Genomic DNA, 17,090 nt, shown 5'->3' with positions numbered 1-17,090 from the left:
TAAAAAAAGCCGGCGGATGGCCGCCGACGATGATTATGTGTATTGGATGTCCATGAGGATAAGCCCCTGTGCCGGCGCCGTGGGCCCCAAATCGCCCCGATTTTTGGTCAGCGTGGCGTTGTAGAGGGCGTCGACGGGTTTCAGTCCCCGCCCGATTTCCATGGCACAGCCCATAATGATGCGGATTTGGTTTTTGAGAAAACTCATGGCGTAGAAGTCGACTTCGATAAAATCGCCCCGCCGCACGAGCCGAATCTCGTCAATGGCGCGCACCGGGTTCGCCGGCGATGCGTAACGCCCCTCGAAGGCGCTGAAATCGTGCTCGCCGACGATCTTCTGAAGCGCCGCTTCCATGGCATCGGCATCGAGCGGAAAGGGCATATGGGTGTGGGCGCGGTCCAAAAATCCGTTGCGATTTCGCCGGTTGTAGATGCGGTAGCGGTAGTGCTTGCGCTTGGCCCCGTAGCGGGCGTGAAAATCATCGGGCACCGCCTGCGCCCGTACAATGCTCAGATCCTTGGGCAAATGGTAGTTCACCACTTTGGGGAAATTCCCCAGATCGATGGCGGTGTCGGCGCGGAAGTTCGCCCGCTGCCCCATGGCGTGCACGCCCTTATCGGTCCTTCCCGCCGATTGCAGGCGCACCTCGTGCCCCACGGTCGCCTCCAGTGCCTCGCGCAATAGTCCTTCTACGGTGCGCAGCAGCTTGGGCCGCTGGTCCTGATAGCCGTGAAAATCCGTGCCGTCGTAGGCGATGGTGAGTAAAATATTTCTCATGGCAAGGGGAAGATGCGAAGGGCGCAGACGAGGATCAAAAACGCGCTGTTGCCGACAAAATAGATCCAGTCGGTGGAGGTGACCTCCAGCGGATTGAGCTTGGTGCGGTTTTCATCGCCCCGATAGCAGCGGCTTTCCATCGCCGTCGCCAGCTCTTCCGCACGCCTGAGGGCGTTTAGGATCAAAGGCACCAGAAGCGGAATCAGATTCTTTGCCCGCTCGAGAATATTCCCCGACTCGAAGTCCGCTCCCCGCGCCATCTGCGCCTTCATAATCTTGTCGGTCTCGTCGATCAAGGTGGGAATAAAGCGCAGCGCGATGGTAATCATCATGGCGATGGCATGGGCGGGAAAGCCCACGCGCTTTAGGGGGGTCAAGAGCTTTTCAATCCCTTCGGTGAGTTCCAGGGCCGAGGTGGTAAGGGTCAACAGGCTCGTGCCCAACACCAAGAGTACCAGTCGGATCCCCATAAAGATCGCCTGGTTGAGACCCTCTTCGGTGATGCGTAAAAAGCCGAAGCGGAAGATCTCGGTACCGGGGATAAAAAACAGGTTCATAATAAAGGTGAAGATAAGGATCATGCGCAAGGGCTTGAGGCCCTTTACCACGAGCTTCACCGGTATCTTTGCCGCGATAATGGTAAGGATCAGCCATGCCGCCACCAGGACATAGGGCGAATAGGCATTGATAAAAAACAGGCTCACGATAAACAGCGTCATGATCAGGATCTTAAACCGCGGATCCAGGCTGTGTACCGGGGATTCGGCGGGGAAATACTGGCCGATGGTTATGTCTTTAAGCATGGGTCTTTTCCCACCACCTTTCGATTTCTTCGAATGCCTCCTCGACGGTAATGCAGTTCTCGTCGACGGGGATGCCCGCTTGCACCAATTTTCCCATGGCACTTCGTACCTGGGGCACGCCCAGTCCCATGGCGCGGAGTTCTTCTTCCCGGGCAAAGAGTTCCCGTGGCGTGCCGTCCATTTTTACCTCGCCGTGATCCATCACGATCAGCCGCGTGGCGAGGCGCGCCACCTCCTCCATGCTATGGGATACGAAGACAATGGTCGTGTCCGTGGTCTCGAAAATGCCGCGGATCTCCTCGAGAATCTCCCGGCTGCCGTGGGGGTCGAGGCCCGCGGTGGGCTCGTCGAGCACCAGGACCTCGGGTTCCATGGCGAGGATCCCCGCAATGGCGACCCGCCGCTTTTGCCCGCCGGAGAGGGAGAAGGGACTCTCTTCGCCGATCTCGTCGTACGAAAGTCCCACCCGCGCCATGGCGCTTCGGACCCGCCGATCCACTTCCTCGTCGCCGAGACCTAGGTTTTTCGCGCCAAAGGCGATGTCCTTGATGACCGTCTCCTCGAAGAGTTGGTACTCGGGATACTGAAACACCAGGCCCACCTTTTGCCGCAGGGCGGAGAGCTTTTTGCCTTTCTTACGGTAGTCGATGCCGTCGTAGAGAATTTCGCCCCGCGTGGGCGCATAGAGCCCGTTTAGATGCTGCACCAAAGTCGACTTGCCGCTTCCAGTATGGCCGATCAGGCCGATAAACTCGTCCTTTTCGATGTCGAGGTTGATGTCTTTTAAGGCGACTTTTTCAAAGGGCATGCCCTCGTTGTAGATATAGCTTACATTTCGGATGCTGAGACGCGACATAGGGCTTCTACAAACTCCTCTCTTGTGAGTATTCCCGCAGGCAGGGGAATCCCCCGCTGCTTGAGCCGGTAGGCGAGTTCGGTGACCTGCGGCACGTCGAGCCCGATGCGCTTCATGGTCTCTACCTCGTCGAATACCGTATGCGGCGCGCCTTCCAAGAGCACGCGGCCCTTTTCCATCACCACCACCCGATCGGCGAGCACCGCCTCGTCCATAAAGTGGGTGATGAGAAGCACGGTCTTATTCTGCTCCCGATTGAGGCGAAGAATCGTATCCATGACCTCGCGCCGCCCCACGGGGTCGAGCATGGCGGTGGGCTCGTCGAGCACGATATAGTCGGGGTTCATGGCGAGGATCCCCGCGATGGCGACCCGCTGCTTCTGCCCGCCCGAGAGTTGGTGCGGTTGGTCGAAGCGGCGGTCGTACATCTCTACCGCCTTTAAGGCGTAGTCGACGCGACGGCGCATTTCCTCGCGCTCGATGCCCAAGTTTTCGGCGCCGAAGGCCACGTCTTCTTCTACCACTGTGGCGACGATCTGGTTGTCGGGATTTTGAAAGACCATCCCCGCCCGCGCGCGAATGTTCCAGATCTCCTCTTCGTCTTTGGTGTTCATGCCGTCGACGATCACATCCCCGGCGGTGGGCGTGTAGAGGCCGTTGATGCACTTTGCCATGGTGGACTTGCCGCTGCCGTTGTGCCCCAGTACGGCGACGAACTCCCCTTTTTCTACCGAAAGGGTGACGCCGTCGACGGCGTTTACATCGGCGCCCTCGTATTTAAATTCCAGGTTCTGTATCTCTAACATAAATGCTCCTTACGCATACAAACAAGCATTTTAACCTATTTACTATACCATATCGCAGGCCTTTCCCTCAACGGTTTCGCAATCCCCCGCGATTGTCATAGAAGATGTGCAGAAACGTACGACGTTTCTTTTCCTTGTCGGGCAACAAGACACGCAATAGCCACCGTGCAACCTATCGACCCGCAATAGCCGACGGAGATCCGTTCGACTCCGCTGCGCTCCGCTCAGGATGACAAAATCATTATTCACGATCGCTCCCTATTGTCATTCTGAGCGAGGAACTTTGTTCCGAGTCGAAGAATCTCGTTCTCTAGAAAAAAAGATCGGAGAAACCACCGCCGAAACGCACGACGTCTTTTCTCTTGTCGGGCAACAAGACACGCAATAGCCACCGTGCAACCTATCGACCCGCAATAGCTTACTTGAGATCCTTCGACTCCTCCTGTCGGCTCCGCTCAGGATGACAAAATCATTATTCACGATCGCTCCCTATTGTCATTCTGAGCGAGGAACTTTGTTCCGAGTCGAAGAATCTCTTTCCCTAGAGAAGACGACCGGAGAAACCACCGCCGAAACGCGCGACGTTTCTTTTTCCTTCTCCACGCAAAAGACATAAAAGTGAGGGCAGACGGTCGCTCAAAAAAGGGAGCGAGTATCGAAGTTATCCTCCGCTCGCTCCCGCTTCCTTACCGTATACGACTGTGCCGAAAATGAACGGCGACGACTTTTTCGAAGACGACGCCGCAAACGCCGGTGAGGACCGCCGTGGGAAGGACCACCGCCGCAAACATGGCGCCGAAGGGCGCACCGCCGGGCAGTCCCACCAAAAACATAGCGGAGGCGAGGAAGATGGTACCGCTCACCATGGTCGCCAAGAAGTAGACCAATGCCTTTTTAACGACCCCCGCCTCGGGAAATACCCGTGCCATGGCCATTACCGCCAAGGCGGTGATGATCTTATCGATCAGACTCGGCAGCTGTCCCCCGGGAAATTGGGTGGTAACCGCCGCCATCATCCCCATGGCGACGCCCATGGCGAGGGCGCTTTTCACATCGGGGTAGATCAGTACAAAGGCGATCATAAAAAACAACATAAAATCCGGTTTCATTCCGTTAAAAAATCCGGGAACCACATAGTGTAACATCGTGCCCAATGCGATAAAGATCGCGCCCTGTACCAATGTCTTCGTCTTCATAATTTCTCCTTTTCTCGGCACTAAAAAAACCACTTGCCCGGTTTAGGAGCAAATGGTAAATTCGCGGTGCCATCCTAGTGACGTCGCAAAGCGACGCATCTCTGTTTAGATACTAACATATCCTATCTCGATAACGGGAGAACCGGCGCAGATACTCAATTCACTTTGCACTCACAGACCCATTCGCGCTCGGTTGCCTCGCCGGTTCGCACCCACCACCGGTTCTCTGAGAGGATCCCCTGACGCTACTTACTTCTGTTCGTCGTTTTCATATTGTTTAGGATTACTTACAGTATAGCAGACGATCGGGATTTTGCAACGACTTTTCTGCCGATCGCAAGAATTTTACCTCGCCTTAACGCCGTATGGCACCGGAAGAGATGAGCCCCACCAGTACCGCCGCGCCGATGGAGGCGCCCACGGCCGCAGAGGGCACAAAAAAGGGGATGTAGTAAAAGGGACTGCCGAGATCGAGCCCGAAGAGGTATTTCATAAAGGGATAGCTCAGGATCGCACTCAAAATGCCCGTGCCGATGACTTCGCCGATCCATGCCGCGCCGATGCGGCGGAATCGCCGGTACAAAAGCGCGCTCAACAGCGCCCCCACTACGGCGCCGGTTACCGCCGTAAAGGGCTTGCCCATGCCCATGCGGATCAGGCCGGTCAAGAGGGCGCAGAGAAAATTGTACTTCGGTCCCAATACCACGGCGCCGATGACATTGATGCAGTGCTGAAAGGGCGCCATATTGGGAAAGACCACCATGGTAGATAGGCTGACGGAGACGGCGGTCATTACCCCGGTCAGCACGATTTTTTGGGTCGTTTTTTCCATACTTCCTCCGATTTCGTGCGGGTTTTGCCCCGCGTTTTTCTCAGTATACCGAACTCCGCGCCAAAGGACAAACGCAACAAAAAAAGACGCCCGAAGGCGTCCTTTTCTCTTCTCGTTATCTGCGCTGTTCCAAAATGCGGATGCGCTCTTCCAGTGCGTGAATGCGCGCTTCGAGTGCCCGGTATCTCGCGTCGGAATCGGACGCGTAGGAAGGCGCGTTTTGCGGCTGCTGCGGCTGTTCTTGTGCCGGGTAGCCGCTTCCGTAGGGCGCCCAGCCCGGTCCCGCCGCGCGCACGGGGGTCTCGTTCGCCGCGTCTTTAAGATAGTCTACGGCCTGGTCGCGCTTATCGCGCACATCTTTGAGTCCCCGTCGGTATTCCTCTTCCCAGCGCTCTTTGTTCAGCTCGTAGCCGTGCTCGATGCTGTGATACGCCTCTTTGCCGCGCCGCTCGAGTTCGTCGCGGGTGGCGCGCACGGAGTCCTTGGCGCCTTCGTAGGCACGCTTCGCCTTTTGATCGGGCCGGTTGGCAAAGGCCGCTTCGGCGTTTTTGCGGGCGAGGCGGTTTTCTTCGGCGCGCTGTTTCGCAATATCCTGCGCGTCGTTTGCCTTTCCATTATCGGTAAGGCCCTCTCGCGCAATGGCGATTTCCGCGAGTTTTTGGATAAAGGCGTCGTAGGAGTAGCCCGCCGCCTTCGCCATTTTTATGATGTCGGAGCTTTCGGGGTGCAGACCCGCCAAGGCGTTGACCTCGAGAACATAGGCCTTGCCGTCCCGAATGCGCATGTCCACGCGGCAGTAGTCTCGGATCTGCAGCAGCTCGAATGCCTTTTCCGCGGTCTCTTCGACGGTCTTTCGTTCCGCGCCGCTTAAGCGCGCGGGCACGTGGTATTCCACATCGTCCTCGTGTTTGACCTCGAAGCTGAAGATCTTTTCCCGATTGCCGGAGACATTCGAAAAGTCGACTTCTACCGCGGGAAGAACTTCCACATCTGCGCCGTTTCCGATGACGCCGACGGTCACTTCTTTGCCCTCGATATATTCGGTCACCAGGAGTTTGTCGTTGTAGGCGAACATCTTGCGCACCAATCGGAACAATTCCTCGTCGCTACGAACCACGGCGTCGTCGCCGATGCCGCGGCTCGAACCTTCGTTGTTGGGCTTTACGAGTACGGGATACTTGGGCGCCAGGCGCGCCAAATCCACCGGGGATTCGAGGACGACGGTCTCGGGGTGGGCGATGCCGTTTCGGGCGAGGACGGCGGTGGCGAGCGCCTTGTCGTCGGCCACGCCGTGGCCCATGGCACCGGATCCGGTGTGGGGGATGCCCGCCTGTTTTAAGAGGCTCGGCAGTTCGGTGCGGTCGTTGATGTCCTCCCGGCCGTTTGCCAAATTAAAGACCAGGTCGATCTTGTCTTCCGCGAGTTTGTCCAAAAGGTGCTCGTCGAAGACGTAATCGATGACGTCGTACTTATCTTTCAGGGCGGCGGTGACGGATTCTACCACATCGTCTTGATAACTTTGTTCCGCGAGGGCCGCTTCTTCTGTTTTTCGATGAATCTGAGATACATCTCTTACGATACCGATTCGCATATTCCACGCTCCTTTTCATAGAATCAACTATCGGGATTTTACCCGACTTTATGAAAAGTCAATCAATTTACATGGAATAGTCGTCGAGTTCGTATACGTGCAGCGCCTCTTTTAGGGGGTTGTCTTTTAGGGTTTCGACGAACACTTTCGCCTTGTCGAGATTGGTAAAGAGCTCCACATCGCTTTCGATGCTGGTGCGACGAATCAAAAATCCGTCGCGCTTGGAGTCGTTGCCCTTGGTGGGGGTGTTAAAGACCATGTGGATCTTGCCGCCTCGAATATAGTCGATCATGGTGGGCGGCGCTTCCTCTACGCGGCGCACCAGCTTTGCGTCGATGCCTAAATCGGCGAGATAGGCTTTGGTGCCTTCGGTGGCGTAAAATTCGTAGCCCAGCGCGTCCATTTCCCGGGCGATGGGGGCGAATTCCCGTTTGTCGCGGTCGCGCACGGTACATAAAATGCGCCGCTTTTTGTCCTCGATGTCCATGCCGGCGGCCAAAAATCCCTTTGCCATCGCCTCTTCTTCGGTAGCGCCGACGCCCAGCACCTCGCCGGTGGAGCGCATTTCGGGCCCGAGGGAGGCCTCGACGCGGTGGAGTTTTTCGGTCGAAAATACGGGGATCTTGACGCAGGTATAGGCCGCTTTTTTGCCGATGCCGGTGGCGTATCCCATGTCTTTGAGGCTATGGCCCAGCATGACCTTGGTGGCGAGCTCGGTGATATTGATGCCCGTCACCTTCGAGAGATAGGGCACGGTGCGGGAACTGCGGGGGTTGACCTCGATCATATACAGCACCTCGTCTTTGATGATGTACTGGATATTGATCATGCCGATGACGCCGAGTTCCAGGGCGACTTTTTTGGTCGCCTCCAGAATTTCCGCTTCCATCTGTTCGCTGATATGCCGGGAGGGATAAATGCTGATGGAGTCGCCGCTGTGCACGCCGGCGCGCTCCAAGTGTTCCATAATGCCCGGCAGGAATACGTCGGCGCCGTCGCAGATGGCATCGACCTCGCATTCCATGCCCTCGATATACTGGTCGATCAGCACGGTGCGCTCGGGATCTAAGGCAAAGGACTCTTCGAGATAGTACCGGAGGTCTTCGTCGTTGGTGCAGATCTCCATGCCCTGGCCGCCCAGCACATAAGAAGGCCGTACCAATACGGGGTATCCCAGCGCCTTGGCGCCTTCCATTCCCTCTTCTACGCCGTGGACGCCGATGCCTTCCGGCCGCATCAGCTGGAGGTCTTCGAGCATGGCGTCGAATTTTTCGCGGTCTTCCGCCCGGTCGATGGCGGTGGGGTCGGTGCCCAAAATGGGAATGCGCGCTTCCTTAAAGGCGCCGGCGAGTTTGATGGCGGTCTGTCCGCCGAACTGGAGGATGACCCCTTCCGTCTGTTCTTTTTCCAGGATATTGAGGCTGTCTTCTGCCGTCAGCGGCTCAAAGTACAGCTTGTCCGATATGTCGAAGTCGGTGGATACGGTCTCGGGATTGTTGTTGATGATGATGGTTTCGTACCCTTCTCGGCGCAGGGTCTTGACACAGTGGACCGAGGCGTAGTCGAATTCCACGCCCTGGCCGATGCGAATGGGGCCGCTCCCGATGACGGCGATGCGGCGCCTGTCCGCAGATACCGGCGATTCGTCCTCCCCTTCGTAGGCGGAGTAGAGATAGTTCACTTGGGGATCGGCGAGTCCGCCGCAGGTATCCACCTTGCGGTATTTGGCCTCGATGCCGAAGAGCTTTCGCAGCTCGCGGATAAACTTTTCCGTGACATCCAGCCGATTGGCGATGATCTCGTCGGAAAAGCCCATGCGCTTCATCAGCCGCAGTTTTTCCTCCGAGAGGTCTTCTTTCTTCATGCGCTCGAGTTCCGCCTCCAGGTCGACGATGCCCTTGATAATGCGCAGAAAATACGCATCCATCCCGGTCTCGCGGCTCAAACGCGCGATGTCGTAGCCGGTGTTTAAGAGGGCGGAGAGGTAGAACAGGCGCTCGTCGTTGGGGCGCTTTACATTTTCCTTTAAGGTCTCTATGTCCATCTTCTTAAATCGGGGGTGCAGCAGGCTGAAGGCGCCGATCTCCAAGGAGCGCAGTCCCTTTAGGAGCGCCACTTCGAGGGTGGGTCCGATCGCCATTACCTCGCCCGTCGCCATCATCTTGGTGCCGAGATTGCGATCGGCGTTAAAGAATTTGTCGAAGGGCCATTTGGGGAGCTTGACCACCACATAGTCGATGGAGGGCTCGAAGGCCGAGGAGGCGTCGCCCGTCACCTTGTTTTCGATCTCGTCGAGAGAAAGCCCCAGGGCGATCTTCGAAGCCACCCGCGCAATGGGGTATCCCGTCGCCTTGGAGGCGAGCGCCGAAGAGCGGCTGACCCGGGGGTTGATCTCGATCACGGCGTATTCCAAGCTGTGGGGTTCCAGGGCGAACTGCACATTGCAGCCCCCTTCGATCCCCACGCCTTCTAAAATCTTAAAGGCGGAGCGGCGCAGCATATTGTGCTCCACATCGCTTAGGGTCTGGGTGGGCGCCACCACGATGGAATCGCCTGTATGGACGCCGACGGGGTCGATGTTTTCCATATTGCAGACGCAGATACAGGTGCCCTTTGCGTCGCGGATCACTTCGTACTCGATTTCCTTCCAGCCGGTGATGCACTTTTCGATCAGCACCTGCCCCACACGGGAAAGGTGAATGCCCGAGCGGGCGATGTTTTCGAGCTCGTCCGCGTCCTCGCAGATGCCGCCGCCGGTGCCGCCCAGGGTAAAGGCGGGGCGCACGACCACGGGGTAGCCGATCTCGTCGGCATAGGCGAGGGCGTCTTCGACGCTTTCGACGGTCTTGGATTCGATGATCGGTTCGCCGATTTCTTCCATCAGCTGGCGAAATTGTTCGCGGTCCTCGCCCTTTTTGATCGACGGGATCGAGGTGCCGATAATCTGTACGCCGTATTTTTCCAAAATCCCCTTGTCATAGAGTTCGATCGAAAGATTCAGCCCGGTCTGCCCGCCCATGCCGGCGATCAAGCTGTCGGGACGCTCTCGTTCGATGATCTTTTCGATCACATCGACGGCGAGCGGCTCGATATAGACCTTATCCGCCACTTCGCGGTCGGTCATAATGGTGGCGGGGTTGGAGTTGACGAGGACGACCTCGACCCCCTCTTCCCGCAGGGATTCACAGGCCTGGGTGCCGGAATAATCGAATTCCGCCGCCTGGCCGATGACGATAGGGCCGCTGCCGATCACGAGTACTTTCTGTATATCTTCTCTTTTGGGCATTTTCGATTCCTCCTATGCGAATGTCGAAAGGCGATCGCCTTCCGTTTGTTCCAGATCTCTCGCGCCGCTCAACCCGAAGGGATCGAACAGTACGCCGTAGGCGCGTCGTTCGGCGTCGTAAAAGCCTTCGATGCTCTGATCCGAGACGTGGGTGTAGATGCGCTCCACATCCTCCGGCAGATCGTCGACGATGTATTCGTGGTTTTGGCTCGTCATATACACGCGCCCGTCCGCGGCCTTTACGGGAATGGAGGCGCCGCAGTGGCCCTGTTCGAGTTTTTGCAGGCTCCCGCCCAGCGCCATGCCGAGAAACTGTGCCCCGAGGCCCGTGGCATAGATGGGCACCTTGCCGAGGATCTCGCGAATGTCTTGAATGATGTCCACATATTGGGCGGCGATGCCCGGCCCGGAGCTCAAAAACAGAATGTCCGGCCGATCGGCGAGAATCGCGTCAAAATTCGTCATGGCGGGGTAGACCACCACGCTGAAGCCCAGTTCGCGCAGTTTTTCCATGGTGCCGTCTTTTACGCCGAAATCCCACAGGGCGACGGTCTTTTCGCCGCCTTCGATCTCGGCCACTTCTACGGCGCTGACCGCCTCGATGGTGTTGGGGTTTTCCGCCGCAAAGAAGCGCTCCATCTCCGAGGGCGTAAGCAGCCGGTCGGTGATGATGCCGCGCTGGCCGCCGCTCTTTCTGAGGTGGCGGATCAACCCGCGGGTATCCGCCTCCTCGACGCCCACCACGTCGTGGTAGTCGAGATACGCCTTGAGGTCCATTTCGCTCCGAAAGTTGGTCGCATTTTCCATCGCCTTTCGGCAGATCAGCGCCGAGATGGTGGGGCCTTCGGACTGGTTGTCCTCAAAGTTCATGCCGTAGCCGCCGACCAAAGGATAGGTAAAGATCAAGAGGCGATCGAGATTGGCGGGGTCGGTCATCACCTCTTCGTGGCCGATCATGGTGCCGTGTACGAGAAAGTGGCCCCCGACTTTTTTTCGACGTCCGGCGAACTGCCGCCCCTTAAATACCGTGCCGTCTTCCAATTGGATAAAGGTCTCCATATTTGCCTCCTATACGATGCCGCGGATCTCGTCTAAAGACCCGATGTTCTCACGCGCTGTATATGCCTTCAAATCGTTGATGATGGTTTCCATACAATGGGGGTCGGCGAAGTTCATGGTGCCGATCTCCACCGCCTCCGCCCCCGCCATAATCATAGCGATCACATCTTCCGCCGAGCGGATGCCGCCGATCCCCACCACGGGAATTGAAACCGCCCGCGCCACATCGCGCACCATGCGCAGGGCGATGGGAAAGATCGCAGGGCCCGAAAGGCCGGCGTAGATATTGTCGAAGACGGCCTTTTTCTCGTCCACATCGATGGCGAACGCCTGGAAGGTATTCACCAGGCTGATGCCGTCCGCCCCCGCCGCTTCGCACGCTTTGGCGAGCTCCGCCGGGGCATCGCCGTTGGGCGAAAGCTTCACGATCACCGGGTGCTTGGTGCGTGCCTTCACCGCCCGGGTGATGGCAGCGGCGTCTTGGCAGTGCAGGCCGAAGGCCATGCCACCCGATGCCACATTGGGGCAGGAAATATTGAGCTCGATCATATGGATGTCGGTGTCATTGAGCATTTCGGCGGCCTCGAGATAGTCCTCGGTGCTGTTGCCGCCCAGGTTCACGAGCACAGTGGTGTCGATCTTTCGCATCTCGGGCCAAATCTCTTCGATAAAAGCCGAAACGCCCGGGTTTTCCAGGCCGATCGAGTTCATAATCCCCGATGGCGTCTCGTAAATCCGCACGCCGGTGTTGCCTTCTTTGGGCCGCAGGGTGAGCCCTTTCGAGGCGATGCCGCCCAAAATCGCGGGGTCGTAAAAGCGGGCGTATTCCGCGCCGAAGCCGAAGGTGCCCGAGGCGCCGATCAAGGGGTTTTTGAGGGTTCTGCCCCCGAGTTTTACTTCCAGCATACGGACCTCCCTTCGAATACCGGGCCCTCTACGCAGACCCGCTCGCGGTGCTCTTTCACCTTACAGGTACAGGCGAGGCAGGCGCCGAAACCGCAGCCCATGCGCGATTCCAGCGACACATATACGTCGCCCTTTGCCTCCTCTACCGCCCGCTGCATCATGCCGGCGGGGCCGCAGGTGTAGATCGTCTCGTCCCCGACGGTGAGATCGCGGAAGATGTCGTCGCCGATATAAAAGCGCACCCGATCGCCATAGGGCGCATAGAGCGCCTCCAGCGCGGGATTCGGCGCGCGTAGGCCGATGGCTACGCGCAGGTGTTTCTTTGCGTCGGATTCCAACAGGTGAAAGGACGGCGCAATCCCCGTGCCCCCGCCGATAAATAGCGTCGGCGCTTCCAAGGGCGGAAAGCCGTTCCCGTAGGGACCCTCTACGTCGATCGAATCGCCGGGGCGCAGACGCCGAAAGCCTTCGGTGCCTTCTCCCACCGCCTTAATCAGAAAGGAAAGTCCGTCGATGGCCGAAAACACCGAGAGCGGCCGCCCCAGCAATCGGGAGCGGTCGTTGGGCCGCAGCATAAAAAACTGCCCCGGCACGACCGTCGATTCCCCGTCCAGTCGCAGGAGAAAGAGATCTTCCCCCAGCGCTTTATTTTCCAAAACTCGCATCGCTCGCCTCCAATAATGTCAGTATCAGCGCCATGCGCATATACATGCCGTTTTTCGCCTGCTTAAAATACAGCGCCCGCGGGTCGTCGTCCACCTCGGTCGCAATCTCGTCAACCCGAGGCAGCGGGTGAAGTACGATGAGATCGTCTCGCCCCCGATCGAGCACCGTTTGGTTCAGAATATAGGAGCCGCGGTAGCGCGCCGCCTCCTCGGAACTGGCGAAACGCTCCCGCTGTACCCGGGTCATATAGAGCACGTCGAGGTCTCCGATCGCCTGCGCCAAATCCCCGGTCTCGGTATAGGGGCAATTCGACTTTTCCAAATACACCGCGGGCATCTCGAGCCCTTCCGGCGAAATAAAGACGAATTCGTTGTCGTAGTGGTTCAAAAACTCAAAGAGCGAATGCACCGCCCGGCCGTAGCGCAGATCGCCGCAAAATCCCACCTTTAAGCCCGACCAGGCGCCCTTTTCGTCGCGAATGGTAAAGATGTCCGCAAGGGTCTGGGTGGGGTGGGCGTTGTCGCCGTCGCCGGCGTTGATCAAGGGCATGGTGGTAAGCAGCTTGGCGACCTCGTGCTGGGTGTGTGCCACGGGGTGGCGCATGGCGCAGATATCGGCGTATTGCTCGGCGATCTTTACCGTATCCCCTTCGCTCTCGCCCTTTGCCAACGACGACACCTTTGCATCGCCCAGATGGAGTACGTCGCCCCCCAGGCGATACATCGCCGCGTCAAAGGACATGCGGGTCCGGGTGGAGGGCTCAAAAAAAAGACTGGCCAAGATCTTCCCGTCGCATCTGTGTCGATACAATGCGGGATTTTCTGCGATGTCCGCCGCCAGTCTGAATAATGTGTCGTACTCTCTCGAGGTAAAGTCATCCGGTTCGATCAGGTGTCTGAGCATATTGCCTCCTATACAAAAAAAGCTTTTATCGGAAGGATAAAAGGCACAAAGAGAGGCCCGTCCCGCGAGGGGAAGGGGGTATTCTGTTTTGCGACCTTTTTAGTGTCCCGCACTAAATTAAAAGTTCGTTTTCTATGGTTATACTACGCTTTTCGGCGCTGCGCGTCAAGCCAAAAGCAAAAACGCGCAAAAAAAGACCCGGCAAAGCCGGGCCTCTTGAGTCTCCGCCTAGCCGGTCTCCATTTAATTCAGACCCGCCCTAAAATTAAGGTGGGTAATCTGCTAACTACTTCTAACTTCCACGCAGTGGAGGCTTGTTATAGGGAGCTAGACACAATTTCCCGTGTCTGATTTGTCGGTTGAATTAATGTGAAGATATCGTACGCGGCAGAGATCTACCTTGTGGTTATTATACTACTTTTCGCCCTTTTGTGCAAGATCGCAGGTGCCGGCGGGCGCATTGAAAAAGTATTGCGGAATTTTTGAAAAAAGCTGTATTCTTCTGCCGTCGCGGGGATGCAGAAACGCCATCGTATATACGTGGAGCCGCATGGGCCCCGCCCCGCCGCCGTACAGATCGTCGCCCACGACGGGATGGCCCAAATGCGCCATATGGCAGCGAATCTGGTGACAGCGGCCGGTCTCGAGGGCGATCTCGACCAGGGTGTTGTCCCCGCGCCGCACGGGCCGGTAGCGGGTCAGCGCCCGCTGCCCGTCTGCGCGCACCTCGCGCACCAGCGACGCATCCCCCGGGCCGATGGGCGCATCGATCGTGCCCGCCTTTTCGATTCGCCCGCGGCACAGGGCGATATAGCGCTTGCTCTCGGTGTGTTGCGATGCCAACTTGCCGTATGCGTAGGGGTTTTTGGCGACCACGAGGATCCCCGTGGTCTCCTTGTCGAGCCGCCCGAGCATGCGCACCTTACGCCGGATGCCCCGCGCGCGAAAATAGCCACAGATCTCGTTGGCGAGCGTCCCCGTCGGGTATTGGGCACAGGGCATAGTGGGAATCACGCCCTTTTCGACGGCGAGAAGATCGGCATCTTCGTAGAGGACCCGCTGGCGAAAGGGCGACGGCACCGTATTCGTCTCTTCATCGGCGAAGGCGAGGGCGATCGTCTCGCCGGCCTTCACCGGCTGAAAGTTTTTGATGGGTTCTCCCGCGCGGGTGATTCGCCCGCTTCGAAAGGCGCGCTTCATCAATCCGCGCGAAAGTCCCGCCCGCTTGCAAAGCGCATCGCAGCGCGTGTAGTCTTTTGTCGCCGTAAAATTTATACTGTCATCGCTTTTCATTTGTCTCCTTTTGCTTTACGATATAATAGATGGCATGAATTGAGGTGAACGATGGCCAATAAACTGATCAATATTATTTCGAATTCGAATTTTGAAAGTCGCAAGACCACCAAGCGGCTGATCCAAAAACTCAAACAACATAATTATAATCCGACCACCACACTCTCCCCCCGGGCGGCGCTTACCATCACCGTCGGGGGCGACGGCGCCTTTATCAAGGCGGTCAACCGCACCAAGTTTTCCGATACGCCCATCGTCGGCATCAACACAGGGCATTTGGGCTTTTTTCAGGAAATCAGTCCCGAACAGCTGGACGCCTTTATCGACGCCTACGACAACAATCGCTACCGGATCGAGCGATTGCCGATCCTCGGCGCGGAGGTCTATACCAATCAGAAGAACTTTTTTCTCTACGCCGTAAACGAGGTCGTCCTCAAGGCACAGAATTCCAAAGTCATCCATATGAACATTTTTATCGACCGCAACCACCTGGAAAAATTCTCGGGCGACGGCATTCTGGTCGCCACCCCGGCGGGTTCCACCGGCTACAATATGTCCTTGGGCGGCGGCATCGTCCACCCGGGGGTCGAGGCCATGTCGGTGACCCCTATGGCGGGGATCTCGTCGCACTCGTATCGCTCGCTCCGCTCTAGCCTCGTCATTCCCGGCAACCACGTCGTCAGTCTGGTGCCCGAGCGCCGATACGCCAATTCCAATCTGATCCTCGTCGACGGGCGCGAGCACACCTACAATCAGCTGAAGCGGGTCAATATCCGCTTCGCCGACCGGCACCTGAATCGCCTCGTTATCGACAGCAACTACTGGGAAAATATCAAGAGCAAATTCCTCTAATCGGCTCCTTCGCGGGGCCTTTTTTATTGCCCGGAACTTTCCGCGATCTCTTTGATCTTCTCGTATTCCCGCTCGACGATGCGCCGCCAGGAATGGTTGCGGATCTTGTCGTAGACCGCATCGGAAAAGGGCTGTTTTTGCCGCAATCTTAGAATCTGCTTTTCGATCGCCTCTTCCAGGCGCTCGACATACCCGTCGATCTCGAGCTTATAGGGCTTGTCGAGCTCATAGAGATTCGGCAGCTTTACGATCTCGATCTCATCAGCGTTCACGACCGCATCGCCCAAGAGCTCCATCAACCCGTCGAGCTCGGCGGTGACCAGGCGCATACGGCAGGCCAGCGCCTCGATCGCCGTAAGTCCCAGTCCCTCGTAATAGCTGGGCAGCACGAAAATATCGCAGGTCTTCATATGGGCGCCCAGCGCCTTTTGGTCGATGACATTGTGGATCCGAAAGCCCTCTTTGTAGTGGGCGCACTCGAAGATGCGGTCCTTGTGCTCCAAGGATTCCTCGCCGATAAATTCCATCGTGATCTCCGGGTACTTGCGCTTAAGATTGGGGTAGGCCTTCGCGAGCTCGTAGACCCCCTTTGCCCGGGAGAGCTTGCCGGCGTAGACGATCTTGATGATCTCCTCCCCGCGCCAAATGCCCTGGTCGTTAAAGACCGACTCATTATACCCGCCGCCCATAACGGTGATCCGCTCCTCGGGAATTTGAAAGATGCGCGATACCCCCGCCTTATCCTTGCGAGAGAGCGCAAAGACGTGGGCGAGTTCGTGTATGCGGGGCGCGTGGGCCTCGGCGAGCGCCTCGTGGTTTTCCGCCTGACGCAAATCCGTGCCGTGGGCGATCCCCACCACAGGAACGCCGGGAAATGCCTCGATCACCATATTCGTCAAATACCACAGGTGGTGGGCGACGATCACATCGGGCGTAAACTCCGACTTGATCGCATCGAGCCGACGCCGAAACGCCGCCTTCCACCGGTAAAGCGTCTCCTCGTCCATGGCGGAGTACACCGTGTTGGGATAGGGCATCTCGTCGCTCATGCCCGCGATGGGAAAGGGCAGCTCCTCGCTTAAAAAGCGCACCGGATAACTCGCCTCTTCGAAGTGGAATTCGTAGGGATCCTGTACGGCATACAGCAGCCGATTCTCCACCCCCTCCCGCTTGAGTCCCGCGAGGAGATTGCTAAAATAGACGCCGCTCCCGGTGCGGGTCGGCAGTTGCGCTAAAGTGTGTAGTATCTTCATGGATCTCTCCT

Annotated in this window: 15 protein-coding genes and 1 other RNA gene; 1 reads left to right on the top strand and 15 read right to left on the bottom strand. The window is 57.5% G+C overall.

Annotation, left to right across the window (positions count from 1 at the left end; genetic code table 11):
- Window positions 1–33 precede the first annotated feature (33 nt).
- The 14 genes from truA to QO008_RS05795 form a co-directional block, all read right to left on the bottom strand.
- Window positions 34–777 carry a tRNA pseudouridine(38-40) synthase TruA gene (gene truA / locus QO008_RS05860; protein ID WP_307385087.1) on the bottom strand — a complete coding sequence of 248 codons (744 nt, stop codon included), beginning with the start codon at window positions 775–777 and terminating at the stop codon, window positions 34–36.
- Window positions 774–1,580: an energy-coupling factor transporter transmembrane component T family protein gene (locus QO008_RS05855; RefSeq protein ID WP_307385084.1), complete on the bottom strand. Its 807-nt coding sequence runs from the start codon at window positions 1,578–1,580 to the stop codon at window positions 774–776. Before QO008_RS05855 ends, truA begins: the two co-directional genes overlap by 4 nt.
- Window positions 1,573–2,436: an energy-coupling factor transporter ATPase gene (locus QO008_RS05850; RefSeq protein WP_307385082.1), complete on the bottom strand. Its 864-nt coding sequence runs from the start codon at window positions 2,434–2,436 to the stop codon at window positions 1,573–1,575. Before QO008_RS05850 ends, QO008_RS05855 begins: the two co-directional genes overlap by 8 nt.
- The gene (locus tag QO008_RS05845; RefSeq protein ID WP_126466053.1) at window positions 2,409–3,242 is read right to left on the bottom strand and encodes an energy-coupling factor transporter ATPase; all 834 of its coding nucleotides are present in this window, start codon (window positions 3,240–3,242) and stop codon (window positions 2,409–2,411) included. The genes QO008_RS05850 and QO008_RS05845 overlap by 28 nt, the downstream gene beginning before the upstream one ends.
- A gap of 686 nt (window positions 3,243–3,928) precedes the next feature.
- Window positions 3,929–4,438 carry a tryptophan transporter gene (locus QO008_RS05840; protein ID WP_307385080.1) on the bottom strand — a complete coding sequence of 170 codons (510 nt, stop codon included), beginning with the start codon at window positions 4,436–4,438 and terminating at the stop codon, window positions 3,929–3,931.
- Window positions 4,439–4,793: 355 nt separating this feature from the next.
- Window positions 4,794–5,270, bottom strand: a complete 477-nt coding sequence (gene thiW / locus QO008_RS05835; RefSeq protein WP_126466057.1) for an energy coupling factor transporter S component ThiW — start codon at window positions 5,268–5,270, stop codon at window positions 4,794–4,796.
- Window positions 5,271–5,385: 115 nt separating this feature from the next.
- On the bottom strand, window positions 5,386–6,861 hold the full coding sequence (locus tag QO008_RS05830) for a D-alanine--D-alanine ligase family protein (protein WP_307385078.1): 1,476 nt from the start codon (window positions 6,859–6,861) through the stop codon (window positions 5,386–5,388).
- A 67-nt stretch (window positions 6,862–6,928) separates the two neighbouring features.
- Window positions 6,929–10,147 carry a carbamoyl-phosphate synthase large subunit gene (carB, locus tag QO008_RS05825; protein ID WP_307385076.1) on the bottom strand — a complete coding sequence of 1,073 codons (3,219 nt, stop codon included), beginning with the start codon at window positions 10,145–10,147 and terminating at the stop codon, window positions 6,929–6,931.
- Between the two features lie 12 nt (window positions 10,148–10,159).
- Entirely contained in the window at window positions 10,160–11,206 is a 1,047-nt protein-coding gene (locus tag QO008_RS05820; protein ID WP_307385074.1) for a carbamoyl phosphate synthase small subunit, read from the bottom strand.
- Between the two features lie 9 nt (window positions 11,207–11,215).
- The gene (locus tag QO008_RS05815) at window positions 11,216–12,112 is read right to left on the bottom strand and encodes a dihydroorotate dehydrogenase (protein ID WP_307385072.1); all 897 of its coding nucleotides are present in this window, start codon (window positions 12,110–12,112) and stop codon (window positions 11,216–11,218) included.
- Complete coding sequence (locus QO008_RS05810) at window positions 12,100–12,777, bottom strand: iron-sulfur cluster-binding protein (RefSeq protein ID WP_126466066.1); 678 nt, start codon at window positions 12,775–12,777, stop codon at window positions 12,100–12,102. The genes QO008_RS05815 and QO008_RS05810 overlap by 13 nt, the downstream gene beginning before the upstream one ends.
- Window positions 12,758–13,681 (bottom strand): aspartate carbamoyltransferase, encoded by a 924-nt coding sequence (gene pyrB, locus QO008_RS05805; RefSeq protein ID WP_126466068.1) that lies wholly within the window; start codon window positions 13,679–13,681, stop codon window positions 12,758–12,760. Before pyrB ends, QO008_RS05810 begins: the two co-directional genes overlap by 20 nt.
- A 217-nt stretch (window positions 13,682–13,898) precedes the next feature.
- A non-coding RNA gene (gene ssrS, locus QO008_RS05800) (6S RNA) lies at window positions 13,899–14,078 on the bottom strand.
- A 17-nt stretch (window positions 14,079–14,095) separates the two neighbouring features.
- The gene (locus QO008_RS05795) at window positions 14,096–14,974 is read right to left on the bottom strand and encodes an RluA family pseudouridine synthase (RefSeq protein WP_307385069.1); all 879 of its coding nucleotides are present in this window, start codon (window positions 14,972–14,974) and stop codon (window positions 14,096–14,098) included.
- Between the two features lie 51 nt (window positions 14,975–15,025).
- On the opposite strand from QO008_RS05795, the gene QO008_RS05790 reads away from it, so the two are divergent.
- Window positions 15,026–15,826: an NAD(+)/NADH kinase gene (locus QO008_RS05790; RefSeq protein ID WP_307385067.1), complete on the top strand. Its 801-nt coding sequence runs from the start codon at window positions 15,026–15,028 to the stop codon at window positions 15,824–15,826.
- A gap of 23 nt (window positions 15,827–15,849) precedes the next feature.
- Here the strand turns inward: QO008_RS05790 and QO008_RS05785 are convergent, their stop codons facing one another.
- Window positions 15,850–17,079 carry a glycosyltransferase gene (locus QO008_RS05785; protein WP_307385065.1) on the bottom strand — a complete coding sequence of 410 codons (1,230 nt, stop codon included), beginning with the start codon at window positions 17,077–17,079 and terminating at the stop codon, window positions 15,850–15,852.
- Between the last annotated feature and the right edge of the window lie 11 nt (window positions 17,080–17,090).

It is taken from the genome of Aedoeadaptatus ivorii (assembly GCF_030815095.1).
Classification (GTDB): domain Bacteria; phylum Bacillota; class Clostridia; order Tissierellales; family Peptoniphilaceae; genus Aedoeadaptatus; species Aedoeadaptatus ivorii.
The sequence above is the reverse complement of the archived record's forward strand: the minus strand, read 5'-3'. Positions and strand labels throughout refer to the sequence as shown.

Excerpts from the sequence above, each read along its gene's own strand:
- carB (WP_307385076.1), bottom strand. The coding sequence starts at position 10,147 with ATGCCCAAAAGAGAAGATATACAGAAAGTACTCGTGATCGGCAGCGGC.
- pyrB (WP_126466068.1), bottom strand. The coding sequence starts at position 13,681 with ATGCTCAGACACCTGATCGAACCGGATGACTTTACCTCGAGAGAGTAC.
- QO008_RS05855 (WP_307385084.1), bottom strand. The coding sequence starts at position 1,580 with ATGCTTAAAGACATAACCATCGGCCAGTATTTCCCCGCCGAATCCCCG.
- QO008_RS05785 (WP_307385065.1), bottom strand. The coding sequence starts at position 17,079 with ATGAAGATACTACACACTTTAGCGCAACTGCCGACCCGCACCGGGAGC.
- QO008_RS05790 (WP_307385067.1), top strand. The coding sequence starts at position 15,026 with ATGGCCAATAAACTGATCAATATTATTTCGAATTCGAATTTTGAAAGT.
- QO008_RS05830 (WP_307385078.1), bottom strand. The coding sequence starts at position 6,861 with ATGCGAATCGGTATCGTAAGAGATGTATCTCAGATTCATCGAAAAACA.
- QO008_RS05845 (WP_126466053.1), bottom strand. The coding sequence starts at position 3,242 with ATGTTAGAGATACAGAACCTGGAATTTAAATACGAGGGCGCCGATGTA.
- thiW (WP_126466057.1), bottom strand. The coding sequence starts at position 5,270 with ATGGAAAAAACGACCCAAAAAATCGTGCTGACCGGGGTAATGACCGCC.
- QO008_RS05810 (WP_126466066.1), bottom strand. The coding sequence starts at position 12,777 with ATGCGAGTTTTGGAAAATAAAGCGCTGGGGGAAGATCTCTTTCTCCTG.
- truA (WP_307385087.1), bottom strand. The coding sequence starts at position 777 with ATGAGAAATATTTTACTCACCATCGCCTACGACGGCACGGATTTTCAC.
- QO008_RS05850 (WP_307385082.1), bottom strand. The coding sequence starts at position 2,436 with ATGTCGCGTCTCAGCATCCGAAATGTAAGCTATATCTACAACGAGGGC.
- QO008_RS05820 (WP_307385074.1), bottom strand. The coding sequence starts at position 11,206 with ATGGAGACCTTTATCCAATTGGAAGACGGCACGGTATTTAAGGGGCGG.
- QO008_RS05815 (WP_307385072.1), bottom strand. The coding sequence starts at position 12,112 with ATGCTGGAAGTAAAACTCGGGGGCAGAACCCTCAAAAACCCCTTGATC.
- QO008_RS05795 (WP_307385069.1), bottom strand. The coding sequence starts at position 14,974 with ATGAAAAGCGATGACAGTATAAATTTTACGGCGACAAAAGACTACACG.
- QO008_RS05840 (WP_307385080.1), bottom strand. The coding sequence starts at position 4,438 with ATGAAGACGAAGACATTGGTACAGGGCGCGATCTTTATCGCATTGGGC.